Below are 25,438 nucleotides of genomic sequence, written 5' to 3'. Positions count from 1 at the left end.
GTTGTCCGTCGCGTGTGGTTGACTTTCGCGCCGGAACCTGGTCCGCAGTGGAAAGTCCTGGTCGGAGCCGATTTTCTCTTCGCTCGGCGTGTCGCGGGAGCGGTGCGGCCGGGTCGCTTCCGGCTGTCCGCCCGGGCACCGGTGGAGATCCTCATCCCGTGGCTAGGAATCCCACCGTACGGCAATTGCAGTCCCGTGCGGCGGACCCGGCGCCGTGTTCGGGCATGGCCTGTCGGACACCGCTGTGCCAGACTCAGCCACCGTGCAGGACGCCGCTGAAAGCTCCGCGCCGAACCTCGCCGACCGGCTCCGCCACGCCGCCGCGCAGCGGGGCGACCGGGCCGCGCTGCACTGGCGCGACCGGACGCTGACCTGGTCCGAGCTGGACGATGCGGTCACCGCCACCGCCCGCGCGCTGCTCGCCGACAGGCCACCGGCCGACGGAACCGGCCACCCGCCCCGGGTGGCGATCGCGTTCGGCAACACGCCCAACTTCGTGGTCACCTACCTCGCCGCGCTCCGAGCCGGCCTGGTGGCCGTACCTGTCAACCCCACGCTGACCGCCCGCGAGCTGCGGCACGTCCTCGCCGACTCCGGCGCCGCCGTGCTGATCGGCGCGCCCGAGGTGACCGGCCGCGTGGACCCGGCCGAACTGCCCGCGCTGCGTGCCGTGCACACCGCGCCGCCGGTGGCCGGCGACGACGTCCCGGCCCGGTTCCCGGCCCGCTCCGGCGACGACCTCGCCGTCCTGCTCTACACCTCCGGCACCGAGGGCCGGCCCAAGGGCGCGATGCTGCCGCACCGGGCGCTCGCCGCCAACCACGATCAGGTCGACCGCATCGAACCACCCGTGGTCGGCCCCGACGACGTCGTGCTGCTCGCCCTTCCGCTGTTCCACGCGTACGGGCTGAACTCCGCGCTCGGCGCCGTCGTGCGGCACGGCGCGACCGGGGTGCTCGTCGACGAGCCCGGCCCGGCCGGTGCGCTGGACGACATCGCCCGGCACCGGGTCACAGTGCTCGTCGGCGTACCGTCGATGTTCCTGACCTGGGCCGAGGCGGAGCGTGACCCGGCCGCGGCGCTCGCCTCGGTACGCGTCGCGGTGTGCGGCGCGGCACCGCTGCCGCTCGCGGCCGGCGCGCGCTTCACCGAGCTGACCGGGCATCCGGTGCACGTCGGCTACGGGCTCACCGAGACCGCACCGGTGCTCACCTCGACGCTCGTCGGCGGCGAGCCGAAACCGGGGTCGATCGGCCGCCCGCTGCCCGGCGTCGGGCTGCGCCTGGTCGGGTCCGACGGCACCGAGCTGTGGCGCGACGGGGTGCCCGCCGACGCCCCCGACGAGGACGAGATGGACCTCTCCGACGAGGCGGCGGGCACCGACCCCGGGCAGATCGTGGTACGCGGGGAGAACCTGTTCGCCGGTTACTGGCCGGACGGGCGGGGCGGGCCGGACCCGGACGGCTGGTGGGCCACAGGTGACGTGGCGTACGCCGACGGCGACGGCGACCTGTTCCTGGTCGACCGGCTCGGCGAGCTGATCCTGGTAAACGGCTTCAACGTCTACCCGCACGAGGTGGAGCTGGTGCTGCGGGCCCACCCCGGCGTGGCCGAGTCGGCAGTCCTCGGCGTGCCGCACCCGCGAACCGGCGAGACTGTGCGGGCGTACGTGGTCCGGGCGGCCGGCCCGCCGGTGACGGCGGACGACCTGCTCGCCCACTGCGCGCGTAACCTGGCCCGGTTCAAGTGCCCGACCGCCGTCGAGTTCGTCGACAGCCTGCCGTACTCGGCGATCGGGAAGGTACGCAAGACCGAGCTGCGCCCGGCGCCCGCGGTGCCGTCCCCGGCGACGCCGACCGAGAACCGCACGGAGGTATCCGATGTCCAGTGACCCGAGGCTCATCCTGATCACCCGGCCCGGCTGCCACCTGTGCGACGACGCGAAGGCCGCGCTCGACCGGGTGGTGGCGGTCACCGGCGACCGCTGGGTGGAGCGGGACGTCACCGGCGACCTGGAGATGGAGCGCGACTACGGCGACCGGCTGCCGGTGGTGCTGCTCGACGGCAAGGAGCACGGCTACTGGCGGGTCGAGGAGGACCGGCTGCTGCGCGATCTGACCACGCCGCAGCTCTAGCACTATGGTGCTCGGGTGACGGGTATGCGACGCCACCTCGTGTGGGACTGGAACGGAACGCTCCTCGACGACCTCGACCTGGTGGTCCAGGCCACGAACGTCGCGTTCGCCAGCGCCGGCGGACCGGCGGTCACCGCCGCCGAGCACCGGGTGCGGTTCCGGCGGCCGATCGCCGACTACTACGCCGAGATGCTCGGCCGGGCCGTGGACGCCGAGGCGTTCGGTGCGCTCGACCGGGTCTTCCACGACGCCTACCGGGCCGGGCTGACCACCTGCGCCCTGGCCGCCGACGCCACCACGGCGATCGAGTCCTGGGACGGCAGCCAGTCGCTGCTGTCGATGTGGTTCCACGACGAGCTGGTGCCGACAGTGCACACGTACGGGCTGACCCCGCACTTCCGCCGCGTGGACGGGCTGCGCGCCACGGTCGGCGGCGGGCACAAGGCCGAGTGGCTGGAGAAGCACCTGGCCGAGCTGGGGCTGGGCGGGCACGAGGTGGTGCTGATCGGCGACTCGCTCGACGACGCCGACGCGGCCGCCTCGGTCGGCGCCCGCTGCGTCCTCTACACCGGTGGCCTGTCCGACCCGGACCGCCTGCGCGGCAGCGGCCACCCGGCCGCCGACACGCTCACCGAGGCGGTGACGCTGGCCCGCACGCTGTCCTGACCGGCCCGGTCAGGCGCGCAGGTGGGCCAGGACGGCCAGGACGCGACGGTGATGGGTGGTCGCATCAGGGGGCAGGTCCAGCTTGGTGAAGATGTTGCGGACGTGCTTCTCCACCGCGCCGTCGCTGACCACGAGCGTCCGCGCGATGGCGGTGTTCGAGCGGCCCTCGGCCATCAGCGCCAGCACCTCGCGCTCGCGCGGGGTCAGCGACGCCAGCGGGTCGTCGCGCCGCCGCCGGACCAGCAACTGGCTGATCACCTCCGGGTCGAGCACGGTGCCGCCGGCCGCCACCCGGGCCAGGCCGTCGAGGAACTCGTCGATCGCGGCGACCCGGTCCTTGAGCAGGTAACCGATCCCGCCGCCGCCCCCGCCCGCGGTGTCCAGCAGGTCGTCGGCGTACGACACCTCGACGTACTGGGACAGCACCAGGATCGGCGTACCGGGCACCCGGCGGCGGGCCTCCACCGAGGCGCGCAGTCCCTCGTCGGTGTGTGACGGCGGCATCCGCACGTCCACCACCGAGACGTCGGGCCGGTGCGCCACCACCGCCTCGACCAGCGCGTCCCCGTCACCGACGGCCGCCACCACCTCGTGCCCGTACTCGGTCAGCAGCCGGACCAGCCCCTCCCGGAGCAGCACGGCGTCGTCCGCGATCACCACCCGCATGGGTCCGGTGTCTATCACGCCCGGACCCGGTGCCGGGCCGGCGGTCCGGATGCCGGGCGCGCCGCGTCACCGCGCGGCGGCCCGGCGCCCGGTGGTCCGGGTCACCTCGGCAGTTCGGCGTGGATCCGGGTCGGGCCGCCGGCCGGGCTGTCCACCTCCAGCGTGCCGCCCGCCGCCCGGACCCGGTCGGCGATGCCGCTGAGACCGTGGCCCTTGGCCAGGTGCGCGCCGCCCGCGCCGTCGTCGGTGACGGTGATCTCCAGCCGGCCCACCTTCCGGGTGACCTCCACCCGGCAGGTGTTCGCCCGGCTGTGCTTCGAGACGTTCGTCAGGGCTTCGGCCACCACGAAGTACGCGGTGCTCTCCAGCCCCGGGTCGAGCCGTCCGGCGGCGGTGCCCAGGTCGTCGTCCACGGCCAGCTCGGTGGGTACGAGCGCGCGGGCGGCGAGTGCGGCGAGCGCGCTGGGCAGGCCCCTGTCGACCAGGATCGGCGGCGCGATGCCCCGGGACAGGGCGCGCAGCTCGTCCAGCGTCTCCCGGGTCTGCGCGACCGCCTCGTCGAGCGTCTGCCGGGCCGCCTCCGGGTCGGCGGCCAGCTGGTGACGGGCCCGGCCGAGGTCCATGGCGAGCCGGACCAGCCGCTGCTGCGGGCCGTCGTGGATGTCACGCTCCAGCCGGCGCAGCGCGACCGCCTCGGCCGAGGCGGCGGCCCGCTTCTGCTCCTCCAGCGTGATGATCCGCTGCCGCATCTCGGCCACGCCGGTGAGCAGCGAGTACGCCAGCCCGGCCTGGAGCCGGGCGCAGCCGCGCGCCACCAGCGGAAGCGTGAACAGGGCGAACAGTCCGATCGCGGTGTTCAGGACGATCCGCGCGCCCGCGCCGTCGCCCATCCCGAGGAGCTGGCTCAGGTTCTGCTCGCCCGGGCCGCGCGGGATGGCCCAGTCGTAGGTGATGTAGAGCGTGCCGCCCAGCGCCAGCACCCACCAGACCACGAGCAGCACGAACGTGGGCACCGCCACGAGCAGCCGGACGAACGCGTGCAGCAGGTCCAGCCACGACTGCGCGTCCCGGATCGGGGTGAACACGCGGCGCCAGAACCCGGCGCCCGGCTCGGGCGTGCGGTAGACCGGGCGTACCCGGGGCCGGTCCAGCACCCCGGCGAGCCGGAGCCGCTCGATGTCGGCCAGTCCCCGGGCCGCGTAGAGGAAGCCGGCCAGGATCGGCAGGCCGAGCGTGGTCACCAGCAGCCCGGCGCTGAGTGCGATCCCCACCACGGCGAGCACGAAGCTGACGATCGCCAGCGGGAAGCCCACGAGCACGTAGGTGGTGTCGCGGGCGAGGCGGCGCAGGAGCCCGTGGACGGGGGACAGCGGAGTGGGCGCGGTGGCCAGTGGTGCGGCGGTCATGATTCGAGGCTATGGGCGCGTGCCCCGCCCACCCATCCCGCACGCTGGCCTCTTCGGGGTGGGGTTCTCCCTACTCGAAAACGTGAGACTCGCCTCGCCACGCCGGTCACGGAGCGCAACGGGCCCCGCGCGATTGGTCAGGGAAGTCTGGATTGAGCAATAATCGCCACGCGCCGCCAAGAGCTGCGGTTGATCGATCTTGCGGGAATGGAGGGGCAGGTGAAGGCGCGTCGCGAGCTTTCAAGATCGCGATTTGTGCACCCCTTCACAAACACCTACTCTGTAGTTCCGACGCGCCCTGCTAGCACAGCCGGCAATCTCGGTCGCCAGCGGGAGTCCCGAAACGACCGGCCCCCGTCGCTGGTCGAGGATCGCACCGCACGGAGTCTCATGAGCCAGCACCGTCAACCAGGCGCGCCCGGTCGCACCGGTGCCGTACCGGCACTTCCGGACCTGCCCGAGGCGACCGTGTCCCGGCTCCCGGAATACCTGCGTGCGCTGCACGCGCTCGCCGACGCCGGGCACGAGACGGTGTCCAGCGAGGGCCTGGCGAACGCCGCCGGCGTCAACTCCGCGAAGCTCCGCAAGGACCTGTCCCACCTCGGCTCGTACGGCACCCGGGGCGTCGGCTACGACGTCGCGCTGCTCGTCGACCAGATCTCCTCCGTGCTCGGGCTCACCCAGTGCCGCGCCGTCGCGCTCGTCGGCGTGGGTAATCTCGGTCACGCCCTGGCCGGCTACGACGGCTTCGCCAACCGCGGATTCCGCATCGCCGCACTCGTCGACGCCGACCGGTCCCGCGTCGGCGAGGAGATCAACGGCCTGGTCGTCCAGCACGTCGACGACCTGCCCCGGATCGTCACCGAGGAGTCGATCTCGATCGGCGTCATCGCCACGCCCGCCCCGGCCGCCCAGGCGGTCGCCGACCAGTTGGTCGCCGTCGGCGTGACGAGCATCCTCAACTTCGCGCCCTGCGTACTCTCGGTTCCGGACGGGGTCGACGTGCGCAAGGTCGACCTCGCCATCGAGCTGCAGATCCTGTCCTTCCACGAGCACCGCAAGGCATCGCTGACCGCGCTCCCCGCCACCGGCGGGTCCGCCCTCACCGCCCTGCCCGGCGGACTCGCGGCAACCGACACCCAGGAGGCGATCGGCACGTGAAACTGCTCGTCGTCGGCGCGTCCTACCGCACCGCCCCGGTCGCCACCCTGGAACAGCTGGCCGTCCCGCCCGCCGACCTCACCCGCACGCTGGACCGCCTGATCGCCCAGCCGTACGTCGCCGAGGCCGTCCTGGTCTCCACCTGCAACCGGGTGGAGGTCTACGCCGCCGTCTCCGGGTTCCACGGCGGACTCGGCGACATCTGCGCGGTCCTGGCCGACCAGGCCGGCTGCCAGCCCGCGGCGCTCGCCCCGCACCTCTACGTGCACTACGACGCCGCCGCCGTGGACCACGTCTTCCGGGTGGCCGCCGGGCTGGACTCGATGGTGGTGGGCGAGGCGCAGATCCTCGGCCAGCTCCGCGACGCCTACCATTCCGCCGGTGGCGCCGACTCCGCCGGCCGGCTGCTGCACGAGTTGATGCAGCAGGCGCTGCGGGTCGGCAAGCGCGCGCACGCCGAGACCGACATCGACCGGGCCGGGCAGAGCGTCGTCACCGCGGCCCTCGACCTCGCCGCCGAGCTGCTCGACGGCGACCTGGCCGGCCGGCCCGCCATGGTGGTCGGCGCCGGCGCGATGGGTTCGCTGGGCGTGGCCACGCTGTCCCGGCTGGGTGCCGGCCCGCTCACCGTGACCAACCGGGGCACCGCCCGTGCCGTCCGGCTCGCCGAGTCGTACGGCGCGTCCGCCGTACCGATGGCCGAGCTGATCACCGCGCTCGCCGCCGTCGACGTCGTGGTCGCCGCCACCGCCGCCACCGAGCCGGTGCTCACCCGCGACGTGGTGACCCGGGCGCTGGCCCGCCGGGACGCCGGCCGCGGCCCGCTGGTCCTGCTGGACCTGGCCGTCCCGCGCGACGTCGAGCCCGGCGTCGCCGAGCTGCCCGGCGTCGAGGTGATCGACATAGACCGGATGGCCGCCGTCCTCGCCGACGGGCCGGCCGCCGCCGACGCCGCCGAGGTGGCCCGGATCGTCACCGGCGAGGTCGAGGCGTTCCTGAGCTGGCTGCGCGGTGCCGACGTCGCGCCGACGGTGGCCGCCCTGCGCGGCCGGGCCGAGGACGTCGTCAGCGCCGAGCTGCGCCGGCTCGGCCAGCGCCGCCCCGACCTCAGCGACGACCAGCGCGCCGAGGTCGCCCGCACCGTGCACCGGGTCGTGCAGCGCCTGCTGCACCAGCCGACCGTGCGGGTCCGCCAGCTCGCCGCCGAGCCCGGCGGTGACCAGTACGCGGCGCTGCTGCGCGAACTGTTCGACCTGGACGTCCCGCAGACGTCCCCGGTCGACACCGTCCCCGACGTGGTCGCCACCGACCTCGACGGCCGGCCGTCGTTCGACGCCGCCGACGTCCCGCCCACCGGAGGTGCGCGATGACCGCCCCCCTTCGCCTCGGTACCCGGGGCAGCGCCCTGGCGATGGCCCAGTCCGGCCACGTCGCCGAGGCCCTCACCGCGGCCACCGGCCGCCCGGTCGAGCTGGTCGAGGTGGTGACCGCCGGCGACAGGTCCACCGCCCCGGTGCAGCGGCTCGGCGTCGGCGTGTTCGTGTCCGCGCTGCGCGACGCGCTGACCGCCCGCGAGATCGACTTCGCCGTCCACTCGTACAAGGACCTGCCCACCGCGGCGGCGCCCGGCCTGCACGTCGCGGCCGTACCGCCCCGGCAGGATCCGCGTGACGCGCTGGTGGCGACGAACGGCCGTACGCTCGCCGAGTTGCCGCCCGGCGCCCTCGTCGGCACCGGCGCGCTGCGCCGGATCGCCCAGCTGCACGCGCTGGGCATGCAGTTGGAGGTCACCCCGATCCGGGGCAACATCGACACCCGGCTCGGCCGGGTGCTGGGCCCGGACGCCGACCTCGACGCCGTCGTGCTCGCCCGCGCCGGGCTCAACCGGATCGGCCGTGCCGACGTCATCACCGAGACGCTCGACCCGATGCTCATGCTGCCCGCGCCCGCTCAGGGTGCGCTGGCCGTCGAGTGCCGGGCCGACGACCAGGACGTGATCGAGCTGCTCGCGCTGCTCGACCACGCACCGTCCCGTGCCGCGATCACCGCGGAACGGGCGCTGCTGGCCACCCTGGAGGCAGGGTGCAGCGCACCCGTGGCCGCGTACGCCGTCCTCGCCGAAGGCGAGCCCACCGACGAGGGCGACGTCAATCAGGAGATCTACCTGCGCGGTGCGGTGATCAGCCCGGACGGTTCGCGTGACCTCCGGCTGTCCCGCACCGGAACGCCCGCCGACGCGGCGGAGATCGGCAAGGCACTCGCCGCCGAACTCCTCGAACTCGGCGCCGACTCGATCCTCGGCCAGGACGCACAGGCCGGCCCGGGGACCCAGCAACTTGGGAGCACAGAATGACCCGCACCCGTAAGCCCGTAGGCCAGATCGCATTCGTCGGGGCCGGACCCGGCGACCCGGGCCTGCTGACCCGCCGGGCGCTGGACGCCCTGGTCGAGGCCGACCAGGTGGTCTACGACCGGGGCGTACCCGAGTCGCTCCTGGCGCACGTCCGCGCCCAGGCCCGGCCGGACGCCGAGTTCAGCCCCGCCGAGGGCGTGCCGGGGGACGTGGCGAAGGTGCTGATCTCCGCGGCCCGGTCCGGGCAGAACGCCGTGCACCTGGTCGCCGGTGACCCGTTCGGCCACGACTCGGTGGTCAAGGAGGTGCAGGCGGTCGCGCGTACCGCCGCGCACTTCGAGGTGGTCCCGGGCGTCGGCCAGGCCGAGGGCGTGGCCACGTACGCGGGTGTCCCGCTTCCGGGCGTACGCACCGCCGCCGACGTCGAGGACGTCACCGCGCTGGACTTCGAGGCGCTCGCCACCGCCGTCGGGCGGGGTTCGCTGGCGCTCGCCGTGGACGCCGGTGACCTGGCCGCCGTCCGGGACGGCCTGCTGGCCGCCGGGGTCGACGGCACCACAGCGGTCGGGGTGACCGGCGACGGCACCGGCGAGACGCAGTACACCACCACGTCGACAGTCGACTCCTTCGTCGCGGCGGCGCTCGGCTTCACCGGCCGGGTGGTGCTCACCGTCGGCGCCGCAGTCACCGACCGCGACAAGCTGAGCTGGTGGGAGAACCGCCCGCTGTACGGCTGGAAGGTGCTGGTGCCCCGCACCAAGGAGCAGGCCGGCGTGATGAGCGCCCGGCTGCGCGCGTACGGGGCGATCCCGTGCGAGGTGCCGACCATCGCGGTCGAGCCGCCGCGCACCCCGGCGCAGATGGAGCGGGCCGTGAAGGGCCTGGTCGACGGCCGGTACGCCTGGGTGATCTTCACCTCGGTGAACGCGGTCCGCGCGGTGTGGGAGAAGTTCGCCGAGCACGGCCTCGACGCCCGCCACTTCGGCGGCGTGAAGATCGCCTGCATCGGCGACGCCACCGCCGAGGCGGTCCGCGCCTTCGGCATCCAGCCCGAGCTGATCCCGTCCGGGGAACAGTCCTCCGAGGGCCTGCTGGCCGAGTTCTCGCCGCACGACGAGATCCTCGACCCGGTGGGCCGGGTGCTGCTGCCGCGCGCCGACATCGCCACCGAGACCCTCGCCGCCGGCCTCACCGAGCGCGGCTGGGAGGTCGACGACGTGACCGCGTACCGGACCGTGCGCGCGGCCCCGCCGCCCGCCGAGATCCGCGACGCGATCAAGTCGGGCGGGTTCGACGCGGTGCTGTTCACCTCGTCGTCCACCGTGCGGAACCTCGTCGGTATCGCCGGGAAGCCGCACGCCCGGACCGTCGTTGCAGTGATCGGGCCCAAGACGGCGGAGACCGCCACCGAGTTCGGCCTGCGCGTCGACGTGCAGCCGCCGCACGCCTCGGTGCCCGACCTGGTGGAGGCGCTCGCCGCGTACGCCGTCGAGCTGCGGGAGAAGCTCGCCGCCATGCCGGCGAAGCAGCGCCGGGGCTCGAAGGTGCAGGGCCCGACCGCCCTGCGGTTCCGCTGACAGGAGGGCCCGTCATGCCGTACCCCGAGATCCGGCCCCGCCGGCTGCGCCGCAACGCGGCCGTGCGGCGGCTGGTCTCCGAGACCCGCGTCGACCCGGCCGAGCTGGTCGTGCCGATGTTCGTCAAGGAGGGGCTGACCGAGCCGCGGGCGATCGCGTCGCTCCCGGGGGTGCTCCAGCACTCCCGGGACTCGCTGCGCAAGGCCGCCGCGGAGGCGGTCCAGGCCGGGGTCGGCGGGATCATGCTGTTCGGGGTGCCCGAGACGCGGGACGAGACCGGCTCCGGCGGCATCGACCCGGCCGGCGTGCTCAACACGGCGATCCGGGACGTGATCGCCGAGGTCGGCGACGCGACTGTGGTGATGAGCGACCTGTGCCTGGACGAGTTCACCTCGCACGGGCACTGCGGCCTGCTCACCCCGGACGGCGGGGTCGACAACGACGCCACGCTCGCCGCGTACGCCGACATGGCGGTGGCCCAGGCCGCCGCCGGGGTCCACGTGGTCGGTCCGTCCGGGATGATGGACGGCCAGGTCGGCGTCGTCCGCAAGGCGCTCGACGCCGCCGGGCACCAGGACGTGTCGGTGCTCGCGTACGCGGTGAAGTACGCCTCCGCCTTCTACGGCCCGTTCCGCGACGCGGTGGAGTCGGCGCTGGAGGGGGACCGGCGCACCTACCAGCAGGACCCGGCGAACCTGCGCGAGTCGCTGCGCGAGGTCGAACTGGACGTGGCCGAGGGCGCCGACATAGTGATGGTCAAGCCGGCGCTGCCCTACCTCGACGTGGTGTCGGCGGTCCGGGACGCGGTGAACGTCCCGGTCGCCGCGTACCAGGTCTCCGGCGAGTACGCGATGGTCGAGGCGGCCGCCGCGAACGGCTGGATCGACCGGGAGCGCGTGATGCTGGAGACGCTCACCTCGATCCGCCGGGCCGGCGCCCAGATCATCCTCACCTACTGGGCCGTCGAGGCCGCCCAGTTGCTGCGCGAGCGCTACTGACCTACTGACCGCTGCTCGGCCGACGTGGTCCGTCTGCTGCTGCCACGTGCGGCGGCAGGGCTCGGCTCGCCGTTCTCCGGTTTCGCCCTCCTCGTTGTGGTCGCCGCACGTTGTCCACAGCCCAAGGCGGTCACTCAGCGTATCTTTTCGGCCGGCGGGACACTTCACCCCTCGCCGACTTTGCTCTGCAGCCACGGGCGCAACTGTCACGAATCGTGAGCGCTGCCTCGGTGGCTGCAGAGCAAAGTCTGCCGAGGTGGTTATCCCTACCTCGACGCTCGCGAGGATTGTGTCCGCTTAAGTCGCGTTTGTAATGGCGTCGGTCGCTCGCTTCGGCGGCGACGCTTGACGCTGAGTGAGCGTCACCCTCTGTGTGTGCCGACGGCCGGTGCCGAACGGGCTCGGACGCCGAATCCCGGGTTTTCCACAGGGGCGGGGAGCGGGGTTGCCCGGTCGGTGCGGGAGACGGGACCGTGGGCGGCGTGACAGACATCGCCGACACCGAGCCGGAGGCGGGCGCCGCCGCCGGCACCGCCACGGGCGCCCACAGCGGCACCGCCACCGCCGCGGGCACGGGCACGGGCGCCTGCGCCGCACCCGGCGTGCCCACCGCATCCGGCGTGCCCACCGCATCCGGCGTGCCCGCCGAGGCAGCGGCAGACGGCGGGACGGCGCTGCTCACCGAGCCGTTCGACGTGCCGTTCCCGGCGCCGGGGATCGTCCGGGCGGTACGTCGCCGGGCCGACGCCAGCCAACGTGAGCTGTCCCGGTTCGCCCGGGTGCATCCGAGCACGATCGGGCGTATCGAGGCGGGGACGCTGACGCCGAGCCTGGCCATGCTGTCGCGCATCATCGGCACGGCCGGCTTCCGGCTCGTGGTCGTCGACGAGGCCGGCCGGGTGCTCAAGCCGATGCGTGACCGGGCCGACCTGCGCGACGGCGCGGAACGGCGGTACCCGTCCCACCTCGACATCGTCACCGACCCGGAGCCGGGGGAGTGGTGGGCCGACCGGTACGGGCTGGCCCGCCCGCCGGAGACGTTCTACCGCAACCGGGAGGTCCGGGACTGGCTGCGCCGCCGCAGCCAGTGGGAGGTGCGGGTGGCCAAGTACCGGAGCGTGCCGCCTCCGCCCGACCCGCAACGGTGCGGATTCCGCGGCGGCCCGCCGATCCGCCCATGAGGGGATCGACGGGCCGCCGCGCGGTACACCGCTCAGTCGTCGTTCAGAATCGTCCCGATGCCGGACGGGTCGGCCAGCCGCAGGCCCGGCACCCCGGCCACGTACAGCGTGAGCTTCTCGTCCGCCTCGCGCTTACGGTCACCGCGCACGGTGACCGGGAACGTCAGCGAGGTCCGGCCCGCGGCCAGCACCCGGCAGCCCACGTACGGGTCGTAGTCCGACCCGGCCTGGGCGGTGGTGCCGTAGGTGGTGGCGCAGATCAGGGCCGGCTCGGAGAGCGGGCGGGACACGGTGACAGTGAACGTCATCGTGCTGGTGCCCTTGTCTCCCTCGGTGACCGAGGTGTCCGCGACCCGCAGCGAGGCGCGCGACCGGAACCGGGCCACCTGCGGGTCATGGTCGCTGGCGCCCCGGTCGCCCAGCTCCGGCGCGTCGGTCGGGTAGTCGGCGTTGATGTGCGCCGTCCGTACCTGCACCAGGTCGTCGTGCATCGGGTCGTTGACGAACAGGTTGTCCAGCGTCTGCGCCTGCCCGCTGAAGGTGTACGAGTACGCCGACGCCGGCGCGTCCCTCACCAGGTCGTCCCAGAGGTTGTGCAGCCCGGCCTCGTACAGCGGGGCGAGCTGGTCCGACGGGGTCGGGTTCTGGGCGGTGGCGATCGGGTCGTCCGGGCGGGGGAAGACGTTCAGGTCGCCGCCGTACACCACGCGGGCGTTCGGGTCGCTCGCCTCGGCCGCCTGCACGATCGCCGCACCGTACGCGGCCTGCTCGCGGCGCTGCCCGACCCGGCTGTCCGGCCCGGACGAGAAGTGGTTGGCGACCGCCCAGAGCGTGAACCGCTCGCTCGACCCGGGACCGGCCTTCACAGTGAACCGGGCCACCTGCGCCGCGCGGGTGTAGACGTTGCTGCCGTCCACCCCGGTCGACCGGTCCACGTCGGCCGGCAGCACCGCGTTGAGCGCCTTGGGGTTCTGCACGTCGGCGTTGGACGGCAGCGCCGCCGAGCGGTACTGGACCGTCGGGGCGGAGCCCAGCAGCGGGTCCGCAGCGGTCGCCTCGGCCAGCGTCAGCCGGTCGATGCGGTAGAGGAACGCCGAGGCGATGCCCCGGGCGTCCGCGCCGGTCCGGTCGTACGCGGCGGCGTACGCCGGGCCGCCGTTCGCCGCGATGGCGAGCGCCAGCTCCTGCACGGTGTCCGGCGCGCCGTCGGCGTTGTTGGTGTCGCCGCAGGCCAGAGCGCCGTCGACCACCGAGCAGATGTCCTGGTCCTCGGCCTCCTGCACCAGGATCAGATCCGGGCTGTGCAGCGACTGGACGATCTGCCGGGCCTGCACTGCGAGCTTGGCGGCGTACGCCTCCGGGCTCGCCGGCACGTAGTCGAACGGCGGGCTGACGCCGGGGCAGCCGGTGTTGCCGGCGAAGTCGCAGCCGTCGAACGGGTCGTCCCGGTAGTCGTACAGGTTCTCCACGTTGTAGGTGGCGATCGCTACCTCGCTGCCGCGGTCGGCCGGCTGCGGCGGGTGGTTCGCGGCCGGGTCGGCGCCACCGGTCAGGGTGAGCTGCTCGGGCTGCACGCTGTACTTGCTGAAGGCGTACGAGACGGAGCCGTAGGCGTCCTCGGTGAGCGTGTCGAACGTGCGCGCCTCGGGCAGCAGCGCCCGGGAGTCACCGGCGGTCGCCTTCACGCCGCCCGCACCCAGCAGGATGCGCTGGTTGTTGCCGTTGTCGAACAGCGTGCCGGGGATGTCGTCGAGCGGGTGCGCGTCCCTGAACACCCGGCGGGCGTACGGGTCGGACCGCTTCATGATCGGATCCTCGCGGTCCAGTACGTAGATCTCGGAGTCGGCGGTGGAGGAGTAGATGTGCCGGGGCGCGGAGACGCCGCTGCCGGCGCGTACCCGCATCCGCTCGCCCTCGTGCCGCTCCCAGAACAGGTCGGCGGCGGCCGCCTCGGCCGGCGGGACCGCGTCGTCGACCCGGACGGCGGTGTCCACGTCGAGGCCGGAGTCCAGCTTGCGGACCAGCGAGGCGCCGGAGAGCTGGGTCTGGTTGAAGTACTCGGAGACCCGGCCGCGCAGCACGACCTCGTCACCGGCGGCCGGGGCGTACCCGCCGATCAGCGTGGTGAACGAGCCCATGAAGACGAACAGGCCGTCGGAGGTCAGCGGGTCGCCGTCCTCGGTGCCGAGCCGGCTCTGGAGGTAGAAGCCCCACTGGTCGGCCCCGGCCGAGCTGCGGGTCAGCGACATGCCCGTGATGACGCCGCGGACGTCGTACAGCATGGAACTGGTGCCGTTGCCGCCGGCCGGCGCGAGCGGCGACCGGTCGGTGCGGCCGTCCTCGTCGTCGGCGGTGCGGCCCTGCACCTCGCCGATCGACAGCACGCTCGTGGCCTGCACGGTGAGCGTGCAGGTGGCGCTGTCGCCGTCGGCGTCGGTGGACGTCACGGTGACCGCGTAGCCACCCGCCGGCAGGCCGGTGGCGGTGAGCGTCGCGGTGGCCGTGCCGCCGTCGGCGGTCGCTGGGGTGAACGCGGTACGGCTGATCGAGCCGCTCGCCGGCACCGGCACGACCGAGGTGACCACCAGGTCGGTGATCGTGTCGTCGGCGTCGGTCGCGGTCACCTCGCGGGTCGCGGTGGCGCCCGCCGACAGCGTCAGCGCGCCGCCGCAGGCCAGGGTGGCCGGCTGGTCGACCGGTCCGCCGCCGCCGACGGTGTGGCTGCCCAGCCCGTCGAACGTGTCGGTGGCGAAGCCGGCCCACTGCGCGGCCGGGTCGAACGGGTCCGCCGGGTCGGTGTCGCCGCCGGTCACCGAGGGCAGGCGGCGCAGCGTGTTGTCCGCCGTGCTGGTGAGTCCGCTGCCCCACTCGGTGCCCGGGTCGACGCCGACCTGGCCGAGGGAGTCGACCATCGTGCCACCCTTGCGCAGCACGATCGCGTCGTCGCCGTTGAACAGCGAACCGGAGTACGTCTGGTCGGCCTGGGCGAGGATCGCCGGCGCGGCCGCCGCGGCGGCGAAGACGAACACGTCACCGGCGGCGACGGTCCCGCTGAGGGCCACGTTCGTCGAGGTGGTGGCGCCGTTGAAGAAGAGCTGGAGCTGGTAGCCGCCGGCGGCCAGGTCGATCGGGGCGCCGGTGCCGTTGTACAGCTCGACGGCCTTGTTGTTCGACGACCCCTCGACGTACTCCGAGATGAAGAGGTCGGTGGGCGCGGCGCTGGCCGCGGTGGGTGCGACAGCGATCGCCGTGAGGGTGACGGCGGCGGTGGTCGCGAGCGCGGCGAGGGTGCGGCGCGGGCGCATGGGGCCTCCACGATGGGTGGACAGGAACTAACGAACGTTAAGGCTCTCGTGGGTACACCGTCCAGCCCTTCGATGGCCGGGCGGTGAACGGTCAGCGGTGACTGTCCAGCCGGTGCACCAGTTCGGCGACGTCCACACCGTATTCGCACCAGTCGCGGTCGGGGCGGTAGCCCAGCTCGGCGTTGACCTTCAGCATCGACTCGTTGTCCTGCGCGTTCCAGGTCTGCACCTCGGCCACCTCGGGCTCGGCCGAGCGCAGTTCCAGCAGCATCCGCGCCTTGATGGCCCGGTCGATGCCGTAGCCGCGGTGGTCGTGGACGACGATCGTGTCGTACTGGTCGGCCCGGGTCGGGTGCTGCGCCGGCACCACCACCTCGGTCAACCCGGCCACCTCGCCGGTCTGCTCGTGCAACGCCAGCACGATGTACGGCTTCATGCCGCGCCGGTGCAGCGTGGCGAGGCTGTCGCGCAGCCGGTCCGGGTCGTAGGAGCTGGGCCGCAGCTCCACGTCGTCGGAGTCGCGCACCTCGGCCTTCGCCCGCGCGTACGCCTCGATCAGCTCGTCCGGCGGGCCACCCGGCCAGAACTCCACGCGGTAGCCCGCGCCGACCTCGGCGGCCATCTCGGTGAGCGCCGGCCAGTCCACCGAGCGCAGGTCGAGCACGCTGCGGGTCTCCACGTAGTCGCGGGTGAAGCCCAGCGACTCGTAGAACCCCACGGCCGGGGTGTCGCCGACCACCTCCACGCCGATCGACTGGAAGCCCTCGTCCCAGACCCGGCGGGCGGCCACCCGCACCAGCTCACGGCCGATCCCGCTGCGCCGGACCGCCGGGTGCACCAGCACCTCGAGCACGCCAATCCCGCCGAGCAGCAGCACGTGCACATGCCCGAGGATCGCCCCGGGCGTGCCGTCCGGGGCGTCGTCGTCCTGCGCGACCCACGAGATCCGCCGCTCGCCGGGCATCACCTCGGACAGATACTCCCGCATGGAGCTCTCCCGCCAAGGCGGGTCCTGCGGCAGATCGGCCGCCAGGACCGCGTTCAGCGTGTCCAGCAGGGACGCGATCTCGGCGGACGACGCGGTCCTGGGATCCCACTCGCGCACCATCACCCGTCTAGCTTGCCGTCAACGGCAGCCGGGGGGAAGGGTTCAGTCCGCGAATGTACGCGAGCGGTCACCTCACGTTGCGGCTGAGCCTGCCGTACTCGTCGGCCTTGTCGAAGACGGCCTGGGCGTACCGACGCACATCGTTGTAGGACAGGATGGCGCCCCACCAGTCACCGGGGATGGTCATGTTCCGGCCGCCCTTGCACAGGTAGAGCCCGGCGGCCAGCGCCGCGTCGTCGATGTCGTGCGGGTTCTTCACGCCGTCGGCGTCGGCGTCCGCGCCGATCTCCTGCCAGGTGGTCGGGATGAACTGCATCGGGCCGAGCGCCCGGTCGTGGACCCGGTCGCCGTCGAGCAGCCCCTGGTCGGTGTCGAGGATGCGGGACCGGCCGCCCTGCCCGTCGAGCGGCTCTCCCTTGATCTCCGGCAGGGCCCGGCCGTCGGCTTGCAGCGTGGCGCCGTTCGCCGCGCCGTGGCGCGACTCGACGTACCCGATGGCGGCCAGCGTGGTCCAGCTCAGCTGGCACCCACGGTTGGTCTGGGCGAGCACCAGTTCGGCGTACGCGTACGCCTGGAGCGCCACCACGGGGACGCCGGTCACCGCGCTGACCCGCTGCGCCCAGCCGGTGAGCGCGTCGGCCGGGCGCCCGGTGGGCAGCACCGGGGCGGTGGTCGCACCGGGCAGCGGTGTGCCGGTGGGCGCGGCGGTGCCGGGCAGGCCGGTCAGTTCCGGCAACGGCGGTGTGGCGGGCGCCGCGGCGGTCTGTGGCACGCTCTGCGACGGCGTGGCCCCGGCGACCGTCTCCGGCCGGCCGACCGCGGCCGGTACGACCACCGCACCGGCGGTGGTGGCGGCGGCGACCAGGGCGAGCAGGAACAGCGCGGGCAGCGTGGTGCGCCCGCCGGGCCGCCGGGACCAGGCGCGGGTGGCCCGGGCCGCGCCGACGGTGAGCTGCCTCGGGCGCGTCCGGACGGCGTGCGCGAACGGCATCCGCCGACGCCGCCCGCCGCTCTCGGCCGCCGCCTCGGCCTTCGTCTCCGGTGCGGAATCCGGCTGCTCGTCCCCGCCCGACCCGGGCTCGGCGTCCGCCTTCGCGCCCGGCTCTGGCTGCGGCTTCTCATCGGGCTCGGCGTCCGCGTCGGGCTCGGCGTCCGGCTTGATCTGCGGCTTCTCGATCGGCTCGGCGCCGGGTCGGCGGGGCCGCGGTACGGCCGGGGCGCCGCCGTCGGGTGGCGCGGCGGGTCGCAGGGGCCGGGCCGTCGCTCGCCGTTCGCCGTCCACCACCCGTCGAGTATCACCCATCCGGGTGGCGACGTCAGGCCCGGCCGTACGCTTGGGACATGCCCCGGTACGAGTTCCGTTGCCGCGCCTGCGGCGACACCTTCGAGGTCAGCCGTCCGATGGCCGAGGCCGCGCAGCCGGCCACCTGCCCGCAGGGCCACGCCGACACGGTGAAACTGCTGTCCACGGTGGCCGTCACCGGACGGGGCGGCTCCGCCCCGAGTGGTGGGATTCCCAGCGGCGGTGGTTGCTGCGGCGGCTCCTGCGGCTGCTGACTTTCCGCCTTCCGTCCCGCGGGTCGATCGGGGTCTTGCCGCCGGTGTGATCCTTTGGCACCTTGGGGCGGAATCTGCCCAGCCGTTCTCACGATGCGTGACGGCACGACCATAGGGCAGCATGAACCCGACGTCACCGGGCGGAGGTTCGACGTATGTCGCAAGGACACCACCTCCCCAGCGGATGGGTGACCTTCGTGTTCACCGACATCGAGGGCTCGACGCGGCTGGCCCGGATGCTCGGCCCGGTCTACCGCCCGGTCCTGCACGAGCACCGGCGGCTGCTGCGCGACACCCTGGCCGGCACCGACGGGGCCGAACTGCTGACCGAGGGGGACTCGTTCTTCCTCGCGTTTCCCGACGCCGCCGCCGCGGTCCGCGCCTGCCTGACCGCGCAGCGCGCGCTCGCCGGGCACGAGTGGCCCAACCCGGACGCCACCCCCCGGGTACGGATGGGACTGCACACCGGCTACGCCGAGCCCCGCGACGGCGAGTACGCCAGCCCCGAGGTGCACCGGGCCGCCCGGGTGGCCGCCGCCGCGCACGGCGGTCAGGTGCTCTGCTCGGCCGCCACCGCCCGGCACGCCGACCCGCTGCCGGACGGGGTGTCCCTGCTGGACCTCGGACTGCACCGGCTGCGCGGCTTCGACGACCGGGAGCGGCTGTTCCAGCTCGTCGCGCCCGGGTTGGAGCGGCGGTTCCCGCGTCCCCGTACCGCCGACGCGACAGCGCACAACCTGCCCACCCAGGTCACCTCGTTCGTCGGCCGGCAGGCCGAGCGCGCCGAGCTGGGGCGGCTGGTCGAGGCGTACCGGCTGGTGACGGTGCTCGGCGCGGGCGGCGCCGGCAAGACCCGGCTGGCGGTGGAGCTGGCCTCCGGACTCGTCGAGGACCACCCGGACGGCGTCTGGTTCGTCGACATCGCCGCAGTGACCGACCCGGGGCTGGTGGCGTTCGAGATCGCCGCCGTGCTCGGCCTCCGCCCGGAGCCCGGCCGGCCGATGGTCGACACCCTCGTGGAGTACGCGGCACCGCGCCGGATGCTCGTGCTGCTCGACACCTGCGACGCCCAGACCGCCGCGTCGGCCGAGGTGATCGGCCGGCTGCTCGCGGGTGGCCGGGGTGTGCGGGTGCTGGCGACCAGCCGGGAGTCGTTCGGCGTGCCCGGCGAGGTGGTGTGGCGGATACCGCCGCTGTCTGTGGACGAGGGCCCCGACGGCGGGGGGAGCGACGCGGTGGCACTGCTGCTGGACCGTACCGCCGTGGCGCGGGGCGGCCGGTCGCCGGAGCCGGCCGAGCAGGCAGACCTGCACCGGGTGGTACGCCGCCTGGACGGGTTGCCGCTGGCCATAGAGCTTGCCGCCGCCCGGCTGCGGGTGCTCTCGGCCGGGCAACTGGCCGAGCGGCTGGACGACATGCTGGGCACGCTCGACGCCGGGCGGGAGACGGCGGAACCGCCACCGGTGGAGGCGGGCTGGAGCGGCAACCAGCAGGACACTGTGGACCTGGTGGCCGCCGCGACCGGCGCCGCGCCGCCCACCCCGGCGACCCGGGCGGTGCAGCGGTCGGCGAGCGAGCGGCACCTGACCATCCAGGCCACTGTGACCTGGTCGTACCGGACGCTCGGCGCGCGCTCGGCGCGGCTGCTGCGCTGGATGGCGGTGTTCGCCGGCCCGGTGGACCTGCCGACCGTGCAGTGGCTGCTCGACGAGGACCCGCTCGACCCGCTCTCGGTGCTGGTGGACAAGTCGATGGTGCTGGCCGAGCCGCACGCCTCCGGCAGCACCTACCGGATGCTCGACCCGATCCGCGCGTACGCGGCCCGGCGGCTGGTCGAGGCCGGCGAGGAACAGAGCGCCCGGGACCGGCACGTCGCCTGGTGCCGGCACGCGCTGGACCGGGCGCACCTGGGCCCGGACGGCCGCCCGGTGACACTCTCCCTGTACGCGCTCGACCCGCTGGCGAACGAGTTGCGGGCCGCGTTGCGCTGGTGTGCCACCGGCGGCAGCGCCCGGTCGGGTCTGTCGCTCGCCGGTGACCTGGATCAGTGGTGGCGGGAGCGCGGGCTGGCCCGGGAGGGGCGGCTCTGGCTGTTCCGGCTCTACGGCCGGCTCGCCGAGACCGGCGAGCCGATGCCGGACGCCGAACTGGCGGCCGCGTACCACATGCACTCGCTGCACGCGGGCGCGGACGGCGAGTTCGGCGAGGAGCTGCGGTACTCGCAGCGGGCCGAGGCGGCCGCCCGGCAGTCCGGCGACCGGGGTCTGCTGGCCCGGGTGCTGGCCGGGCGCGCGGCGCCACTCGTCGACATGGGGCAGTTCGCCGAGGCGGAGCGGATCTGCCGCGAGGTGATCGACTGGGCGTACGCGCAGGACGTGGTGGGGGACGCGCTGCTGGCCGTCTACAACCTCGCCGAGCTGCTCTGGCGCCGGGGCGCGCTGGACGAGGCGGCCGACCTGCTCGCCGCGGCCCGCCCGGTGGAGGCGGCCCGGCCGGCCGAGCGGGGCGGCCGGTCGGTGGACATGCTGCTCGGCATGGTGGCCCTGGCCCGGGGTGATCTGGTCGCCGCGCACGAGCACCTGCTGGTGGCGTTGCGGTCCCGGATGAGCCACGGCTACCTGGGCCGGGCCTGCGACACGATAAACGCGATAGCGGTACGCTGCGCGCTCGCCGGGGACGCGCTGGCGGCGGCCCGGCTGTTCGGGGCGGCGCAGGCCACCCGGGCGAACCTGCGGGCCACGCCGGGGATATACGGCCCGTACTGGTCGGCCCGGCAGGCGGAACTGCGGCGGGTGCTCGGCGACGAGGCGTTCGACGCCGCATACGGCGCCGGGACGGGGCTGCGGCTGGACGAGGTGGCGGCGCTGGCGCTGCACGTCGAGCACCCGGACCTGGCGGCCGACTCGCCCCGGTTCGGCACGCAGACGCCGGGTTCGTGGCCGGCGTTCGAGCCGCGCAGCACGGCCGGCTGAACGCGGCGGGGAGCCCGCCTGGTGGCGGACTCCCCGTGCGGTGCGTCAGGCGGGCGCGGCGGCGCGGCGCTGGGCGTCGGCCTTCATCCGGGCGGCGCGGTCGAGGTCGGCCTGGGACACCGCGGCGACCGAGCCGAAGACGCTCACCGCCTGGTAGTACGTCCAGGCGAGGCTGTAGCAGGCGGGCCGGACCACCGCGTTGTACGTGGCGCAGACCCGCTTCAGATCCGCGTAGAAGGCGCTGTCCAGGCGGGACTTGCTGGACGAGAAGACGCCCATCGCCTTGTGGTTGCGGTAGCCGAAGTCGTGCCGGTAGCAGGAGAGCTTGAAGTTGAACCCGATCGGGTTGTCCGGGCTGGACGAGCAGTAGTCGGTGGACCAGTCGAAGCCGTACTCGGTCCAGGGCGCCCGGTTCTGCCGGGCGCTGTTCCAGGCGTTGTAGCTGGACGCGCTGGTCTGCGTCCAACTGGTCAGGACGGACAGCTTCTGCTGGGTGCTCACCGCGGCGGCGGCCGGTGTGGCCAGGCCGAGCAGCGTGAGCAGGGCGAGTGCGCCGGCGGCGAGGGTGGTGGCGAGTCGACGGGACACGGGAACCTCCGGGGGGTGTCCCTATGGGTTTCGTCAAGCGGGGACGGGTGCCTGATCTCTCGGCCGTGGTTGGTAGGGGATCTTGTCGCGGAGCATGGCGAACAGGACGTCGCAGCGGCGTCGGGCGAGGCAGATGAGGGCGGCGTTGTGACGTTTGCCTTCGGCGCGTTTGCGCTCGTAGTAGGCGCGGCTGACCGGGTCTGCCAGAGACGCGAAGGCGGCGAGGAAGAAGGCGCGTTTGAGGTTCTTGTTGCCGCCTCGGGGTGGGTGTTCGCCGCGGATGCTGCTGCCGGAGCGTCGGGTGACGGGGGCCAGGCCTGCGTAGGCGGCGAGGTGGCCGGGGGTGGGGAAGGCGGTGCCGTCGCCGACTTCGAGCAGGATCCGGGCTGCGGTCCTGACGCCGATGCCGGGCATCGAGGTCAGGACCCCGGCAAGAGGGTGCGCATCAAGCATCCTCTCGACCTGAGTGGTACCGCCGCCGCGCCGCCCGTTCCCGCTCCCGCCGAACCCGCTGCGGCGGATAACGGCGGGGCGAAGCGGACTGCGCATCGACGATCGGGTACAACGACATCAGAAGGCCCTCGGCACGGAAACGGTTGGCTCGACACCACCGGACCTACCGAGGGCCTTCCCTCACCTCCAACACGACACGCCGCCCAACCCCACCACTTCTCAAACGCTCACTAAGAAGGGGCCCTTCTACTACCGGAGGCGTTAACAAGGGGCCCTTCCTTACCCGGTCACCCCTTGGCAGCACGTACACGCGCCACCACCGGCACGAAGCGCAGCAGGTTCCAGGAGGTGGCCGGCAGCAGCACGGAGACCCGGCCGCCGTCGACAGCGGGAGTGGCGAGGTTCCGGGGTGTGACCCGCTGCGGGTCCGCCTCGGTGTTCGTGGCGTCCGGGTCGGTTCCGGCCGCCACGGTGGTGTGCGCCTCGGCCCGCAGGCCGGGCAGGCCGCGCAGGTCCAGGTCGAGCGGGACGTCCTGCGAGCTGCGGTTGACCGCGAAGACGGCCAGCGCGCCGGTCTCCTCGTCGTGCACGGCGACGGTGTCCAGCGCGGGCACGTCGCCGTACCGCCGGGTCTCGTAGGTGGGGCCGGTGGGCTCGGTCCGCAGCACGGTGCCGCGGGCGTACCGGGCGGTCAGCGCGAACGGGTGGAAGATGCTCTGCCGCCAGGCCGGGCCGCCGTTGCGGGTACGGATCGGGGCGATCACGTTGGCGAGCTGCGCCTGGCAGGCCACGCCGATGCGGTCGGCGTGCCGCAGCAGGGTGATCAGCAGGTCGCCCACCACCACCGCGTCGACGGCCGTGTAGTCGTCCTCGATCAGCGCCGGCGCCTCGACCCAGCCGCGCCGGTCCAGGTCGGACTGGAGGCGGGACTGGTACCAGACGTTCCACTCGTCGAAGGAGATCTTCAGCTTGCGCTTCTGCCGCAGCTTGGCGCCCACGTAGTCGGCGGTGGCGACGACCTCGGTGATGAAGGCGTCCATGTCGACGGCGGAGGCGAGCAGGCTGGCCCGGTCACCGTCGGAGGGGTCGTAGTAGGTGTGGGCGGAGATGTAGTCGACGTGCTCGTAGGTGTGTTCCAGCACCGTCGCCTCCCACGCGGCGAACGTGGGCATCCCCCGGCCGGAGCTGCCGCAGGCGACCAGGCTGATCGACGGGTCGATCATCTTCATCGCGCGGGCGGTCTCGGCGGCGAGCCGGCCGTACTCGTCGGCGGTCTTGTGCCCGACCTGCCACGGTCCGTCCATCTCGTTGCCGAGGCACCACAGCCGCACCCCGTACGGCTGCTCGGCGCCGTGCTCACGGCGCAGGTCGGACAGCCGGGTGCCGCCCGGGTGGTTGGTGTACTCCAGCAGGTCGAGCGCCTCGGTGACGCCGCGGGTGCCGAGGTTGACAGCCATCATCGGCTCGACCCCGGCCTCGGCCGCCCAGGTCATGAACTCGTCCAGCCCGAACTCGTTTGTCTCGATGGTCTTCCAGGCCAGGTCGAGCCGGCGCGGGCGGTCACCGACCGGGCCGATGCCGTCCTCCCAGCGGTAGCTGGAGACGAAGTTGCCGCCCGGGTAGCGGACCACGGAGACGCCCAGCTCACGGGTCAGGTCCAGCACGTCGCGCCGCAGGCCTCGCCGATCGGCTGTGGGGTGGCCCGGTTCGTACACCCCGCCGTAGACGCAGCGGCCCATGTGCTCGACGAAGGAACCGAAGATCCGGCGGTCCGCCGGCGCGACCCGGAACGCCGGATCGATCGTGAGCTGCGCGTTCGGCACGATGCCAACCTCTCCCTCGCCGCTGGTGCGGGTGACCGCTGTCACTCCGCTGTCAGTGGTTTCTACAACGTTGTAAGCGCCTGTGTAAAGAGGCAGTCGCCTCGTCGTGGCGCGGTACAGTGCGGCCAGCGTTCACCGGAAGGAAGTGCAGTGCGGCACAGGCTCAAGGACGTCGCGGAGCGCGCCGGAGTGTCGGTGAAGACCGTCTCCAACGTCGTCAACGGCTACCAGCACGTGCGCGCCGACACCCGGGCCCGCGTCGAGGAGGCCATCGCCGCGCTCAACTACCGGCCCAACCTGTCGGCCCGCAACCTGCGCAAGGGGCGCACCGGGGTGATCGCGCTGGCCGTACCCGAACTGGACATCCCCTACTTCGCCGAGCTGGCCCGGCACGTCGTCACCGCCGCCGCCGACCACGGCTGGACGGTGCTCATCGACCAGACCGGTGGCCGCTCCGAACAGGAGCGCAAGGCCGCCAGCGGGATCGGCGACCACATGATCGACGGCCTGATCCTGAGCCCGCTCGCGCTCACCGCCGACGACCTCGCCGCGCTGGCCGGCCTGCCCATGGTGCTGCTCGGCGAACGCGTCGACCACGGCATCGCCGACCACGTCATGATCGACAACGTGGCCGCAGCCCGCGAGATCACCGCCCACCTGATCGGGCTCGGCCGCCGCCGGATCGCCGCGATCGGCTCCCAGCCGACCCCCGAGGGCGCCAGCGCCCGGCTCCGCCTGGCCGGCTACACCGCCGCGCTGACCGAGGCCGGCATCGCCTATGACGAGCGCCTGGCGGCGCCCGCGCCGGCCTGGCACCGCGCGGACGGCGCAGCCGCCATGCGGCACCTGCTCACCACGGGGGTACGCCCCGACGCCGTCTTCTGCTTCAACGACACGCTCGCGCTCGGCGCGTTGCGTGCCCTGCACGAGATGGGCCTGCGCGTGCCCGAGGACGTCGCGGTGGCCGGCTTCGACGACATCGAGGACGGCCGCTTCTCGATCCCGACGCTGACCACGGTCGCCCCCGACAAGGAGCGCATCGCCCGCCTCGCGGTCGAGCTGCTGGCGGGCCGCCTGGGCCCCGATCGCGAGTCCCCACCGCGCGAGCTGGTGGCCCCCCACCACGTGGCCCTGCGCGAGTCCGCCTAGGGCGTGTCCTGCCGATCTTGTAGTGGTTGATCGTTGACGATGTGTCGGTGGTGCGTCGTGGTGAACTGACCGATGAGGCGTGGGCGGTGATCGCGCCGCTGCTACCGGAGCCGGGCGGTGCTCGTGGGCGGTGGCGGGATCACCGTCAGGTGATCAACGGGATTTTGTGGAAGCTGCGCACGGGTGCGCCGTGGCGTGACCTGCCCGAACGTTTCGGACCGTGGAAGACCTGCCACGAGCGCCTGCGTCGGTGGAGCGCCGACGGGACATGGGGTCGGATCCTCTCGGCGCAGGTGTACGACGACGGCACACCGGTGCAGTGGACGATCAGCATCGACTC

The 25,438-nt window shown here is 73.6% G+C and carries 20 protein-coding genes and 1 pseudogene; 13 read left to right on the top strand and 8 right to left on the bottom strand.

Going from position 1 to position 25,438, the window contains the following annotated elements:
* Nucleotides 1-214: 214 nt before the first annotated feature.
* From NMK34_RS27820 to NMK34_RS27810, 3 genes are read left to right on the top strand one after another with little or no spacing between them, the layout of a single operon-like run.
* A complete protein-coding gene (locus tag NMK34_RS27820; RefSeq protein ID WP_318335810.1) occupies nt 215-1,891 on the top strand; it encodes an AMP-binding protein in 1,677 nt (558 codons plus the stop codon).
* Nucleotides 1,881-2,135 (top strand): glutaredoxin family protein, encoded by a 255-nt coding sequence (locus tag NMK34_RS27815; RefSeq protein ID WP_013288752.1) that lies wholly within the window; start codon nt 1,881-1,883, stop codon nt 2,133-2,135. The genes NMK34_RS27820 and NMK34_RS27815 overlap by 11 nt, the downstream gene beginning before the upstream one ends.
* A 24-nt stretch (nt 2,136-2,159) precedes the next feature.
* Entirely contained in the window at nt 2,160-2,801 is a 642-nt protein-coding gene (locus NMK34_RS27810) for an HAD family hydrolase (RefSeq protein WP_318336442.1), read from the top strand.
* Between the two features lie 9 nt (nt 2,802-2,810).
* On the opposite strand, the gene NMK34_RS27805 is transcribed toward NMK34_RS27810, so the two are convergent.
* Nucleotides 2,811-3,467 (bottom strand): LuxR C-terminal-related transcriptional regulator, encoded by a 657-nt coding sequence (locus NMK34_RS27805; protein ID WP_013288750.1) that lies wholly within the window; start codon nt 3,465-3,467, stop codon nt 2,811-2,813.
* Between the two features lie 101 nt (nt 3,468-3,568).
* Nucleotides 3,569-4,873, bottom strand: coding sequence for a sensor histidine kinase (locus tag NMK34_RS27800; protein ID WP_318335809.1), 1,305 nt, complete (start codon nt 4,871-4,873; stop codon nt 3,569-3,571).
* Nucleotides 4,874-5,263: 390 nt separating this feature from the next.
* Here NMK34_RS27800 and NMK34_RS27795 point away from each other — a divergent pair, with 390 nt between their 5' ends.
* The 6 genes from NMK34_RS27795 to NMK34_RS27770 all read left to right on the top strand — a co-directional run bounded on the left by NMK34_RS27795 (nt 5,264) and on the right by NMK34_RS27770 (nt 12,143).
* Nucleotides 5,264-6,034 (top strand): redox-sensing transcriptional repressor Rex, encoded by a 771-nt coding sequence (locus NMK34_RS27795; RefSeq protein ID WP_318335808.1) that lies wholly within the window; start codon nt 5,264-5,266, stop codon nt 6,032-6,034.
* On the top strand, nt 6,031-7,404 hold the full coding sequence (locus NMK34_RS27790) for a glutamyl-tRNA reductase (RefSeq protein WP_318335807.1): 1,374 nt from the start codon (nt 6,031-6,033) through the stop codon (nt 7,402-7,404). The genes NMK34_RS27795 and NMK34_RS27790 overlap by 4 nt, the downstream gene beginning before the upstream one ends.
* Nucleotides 7,401-8,387: a hydroxymethylbilane synthase gene (gene hemC / locus NMK34_RS27785; RefSeq protein WP_318335806.1), complete on the top strand. Its 987-nt coding sequence runs from the start codon at nt 7,401-7,403 to the stop codon at nt 8,385-8,387. Before NMK34_RS27790 ends, hemC begins: the two co-directional genes overlap by 4 nt.
* Nucleotides 8,384-9,964 carry a uroporphyrinogen-III synthase gene (locus NMK34_RS27780; RefSeq protein ID WP_013475156.1) on the top strand — a complete coding sequence of 527 codons (1,581 nt, stop codon included), beginning with the start codon at nt 8,384-8,386 and terminating at the stop codon, nt 9,962-9,964. The genes hemC and NMK34_RS27780 overlap by 4 nt, the downstream gene beginning before the upstream one ends.
* A 14-nt stretch (nt 9,965-9,978) precedes the next feature.
* The gene (hemB, locus tag NMK34_RS27775) at nt 9,979-10,962 is read left to right on the top strand and encodes a porphobilinogen synthase (RefSeq protein ID WP_318335805.1); all 984 of its coding nucleotides are present in this window, start codon (nt 9,979-9,981) and stop codon (nt 10,960-10,962) included.
* A 482-nt stretch (nt 10,963-11,444) separates the two neighbouring features.
* Complete coding sequence (locus tag NMK34_RS27770) at nt 11,445-12,143, top strand: helix-turn-helix transcriptional regulator (protein ID WP_318335804.1); 699 nt, start codon at nt 11,445-11,447, stop codon at nt 12,141-12,143.
* Nucleotides 12,144-12,175: 32 nt separating this feature from the next.
* Here NMK34_RS27770 and NMK34_RS27765 read toward each other — a convergent pair whose 3' ends face one another.
* From NMK34_RS27765 to NMK34_RS27755, 3 genes are all read right to left on the bottom strand, one after another.
* Complete coding sequence (locus NMK34_RS27765; RefSeq protein WP_318335803.1) at nt 12,176-15,448, bottom strand: lamin tail domain-containing protein; 3,273 nt, start codon at nt 15,446-15,448, stop codon at nt 12,176-12,178.
* Nucleotides 15,449-15,539: 91 nt separating this feature from the next.
* Nucleotides 15,540-16,556, bottom strand: coding sequence for a GNAT family N-acetyltransferase (locus tag NMK34_RS27760; RefSeq protein WP_318336441.1), 1,017 nt, complete (start codon nt 16,554-16,556; stop codon nt 15,540-15,542).
* Nucleotides 16,557-16,623: 67 nt separating this feature from the next.
* Nucleotides 16,624-17,859 carry a murein transglycosylase gene (locus NMK34_RS27755; protein ID WP_412098930.1) on the bottom strand — a complete coding sequence of 412 codons (1,236 nt, stop codon included), beginning with the start codon at nt 17,857-17,859 and terminating at the stop codon, nt 16,624-16,626.
* Nucleotides 17,860-17,897: 38 nt separating this feature from the next.
* On the opposite strand from NMK34_RS27755, the gene NMK34_RS27750 reads away from it, so the two are divergent.
* Both NMK34_RS27750 and NMK34_RS27745 read left to right on the top strand, forming a co-directional pair.
* Nucleotides 17,898-18,113, top strand: coding sequence for an FmdB family zinc ribbon protein (locus tag NMK34_RS27750; RefSeq protein ID WP_318335801.1), 216 nt, complete (start codon nt 17,898-17,900; stop codon nt 18,111-18,113).
* A gap of 155 nt (nt 18,114-18,268) precedes the next feature.
* Nucleotides 18,269-21,085, top strand: a complete 2,817-nt coding sequence (locus NMK34_RS27745) for an ATP-binding protein (RefSeq protein WP_412098929.1) — start codon at nt 18,269-18,271, stop codon at nt 21,083-21,085.
* A 45-nt stretch (nt 21,086-21,130) separates the two neighbouring features.
* Here the strand turns inward: NMK34_RS27745 and NMK34_RS27740 are convergent, their stop codons facing one another.
* The 3 genes and pseudogenes from NMK34_RS27740 to NMK34_RS27730 all read right to left on the bottom strand — a co-directional run bounded on the left by NMK34_RS27740 (nt 21,131) and on the right by NMK34_RS27730 (nt 23,949).
* On the bottom strand, nt 21,131-21,673 hold the full coding sequence (locus NMK34_RS27740) for a phospholipase (protein WP_262013160.1): 543 nt from the start codon (nt 21,671-21,673) through the stop codon (nt 21,131-21,133).
* Nucleotides 21,674-21,706: 33 nt separating this feature from the next.
* Nucleotides 21,707-22,135 (bottom strand): annotated as a pseudogene (locus NMK34_RS27735) (transposase); the annotation flags it as partial.
* Nucleotides 22,136-22,413: 278 nt separating this feature from the next.
* Entirely contained in the window at nt 22,414-23,949 is a 1,536-nt protein-coding gene (locus NMK34_RS27730) for an alpha-N-arabinofuranosidase (RefSeq protein WP_318335800.1), read from the bottom strand.
* A 150-nt stretch (nt 23,950-24,099) separates the two neighbouring features.
* On the opposite strand from NMK34_RS27730, the gene NMK34_RS27725 reads away from it, so the two are divergent.
* Nucleotides 24,100-25,098, top strand: coding sequence for a LacI family DNA-binding transcriptional regulator (locus tag NMK34_RS27725; RefSeq protein ID WP_318335799.1), 999 nt, complete (start codon nt 24,100-24,102; stop codon nt 25,096-25,098).
* A gap of 50 nt (nt 25,099-25,148) precedes the next feature.
* The coding region (locus NMK34_RS27720) for an IS5 family transposase (RefSeq protein WP_318336440.1) at nt 25,149-25,438 on the top strand (290 nt) is incomplete at its 3' end.

The organism is Micromonospora sp. BRA006-A, assembly GCF_033433935.1.
In the GTDB taxonomy this organism is placed as follows: Bacteria; Actinomycetota; Actinomycetes; order Mycobacteriales; family Micromonosporaceae; genus Micromonospora; species Micromonospora aurantiaca.
The sequence above is the reverse complement of the archived record's forward strand: the minus strand, read 5'-3'. Positions and strand labels throughout refer to the sequence as shown.

What these genes read in the sequence shown, in the direction of transcription:
- NMK34_RS27815 (WP_013288752.1), top strand. Translation starts at nt 1,881, where the DNA reads ATGTCCAGTGACCCGAGGCTCATCCTGATCACCCGGCCCGGCTGCCAC.
- NMK34_RS27810 (WP_318336442.1), top strand. Translation starts at nt 2,160, where the DNA reads ATGCGACGCCACCTCGTGTGGGACTGGAACGGAACGCTCCTCGACGAC.
- NMK34_RS27805 (WP_013288750.1), bottom strand. Translation starts at nt 3,467, where the DNA reads ATGCGGGTGGTGATCGCGGACGACGCCGTGCTGCTCCGGGAGGGGCTG.
- NMK34_RS27800 (WP_318335809.1), bottom strand. Translation starts at nt 4,873, where the DNA reads ATGACCGCCGCACCACTGGCCACCGCGCCCACTCCGCTGTCCCCCGTC.
- NMK34_RS27795 (WP_318335808.1), top strand. Translation starts at nt 5,264, where the DNA reads ATGAGCCAGCACCGTCAACCAGGCGCGCCCGGTCGCACCGGTGCCGTA.
- hemC (WP_318335806.1), top strand. Translation starts at nt 7,401, where the DNA reads ATGACCGCCCCCCTTCGCCTCGGTACCCGGGGCAGCGCCCTGGCGATG.
- NMK34_RS27780 (WP_013475156.1), top strand. Translation starts at nt 8,384, where the DNA reads ATGACCCGCACCCGTAAGCCCGTAGGCCAGATCGCATTCGTCGGGGCC.
- hemB (WP_318335805.1), top strand. Translation starts at nt 9,979, where the DNA reads ATGCCGTACCCCGAGATCCGGCCCCGCCGGCTGCGCCGCAACGCGGCC.
- NMK34_RS27765 (WP_318335803.1), bottom strand. Translation starts at nt 15,448, where the DNA reads ATGCGCCCGCGCCGCACCCTCGCCGCGCTCGCGACCACCGCCGCCGTC.
- NMK34_RS27760 (WP_318336441.1), bottom strand. Translation starts at nt 16,556, where the DNA reads ATGGTGCGCGAGTGGGATCCCAGGACCGCGTCGTCCGCCGAGATCGCG.
- NMK34_RS27755 (WP_412098930.1), bottom strand. Translation starts at nt 17,859, where the DNA reads ATGGGTGATACTCGACGGGTGGTGGACGGCGAACGGCGAGCGACGGCC.
- NMK34_RS27750 (WP_318335801.1), top strand. Translation starts at nt 17,898, where the DNA reads ATGCCCCGGTACGAGTTCCGTTGCCGCGCCTGCGGCGACACCTTCGAG.
- NMK34_RS27745 (WP_412098929.1), top strand. Translation starts at nt 18,269, where the DNA reads ATGTCGCAAGGACACCACCTCCCCAGCGGATGGGTGACCTTCGTGTTC.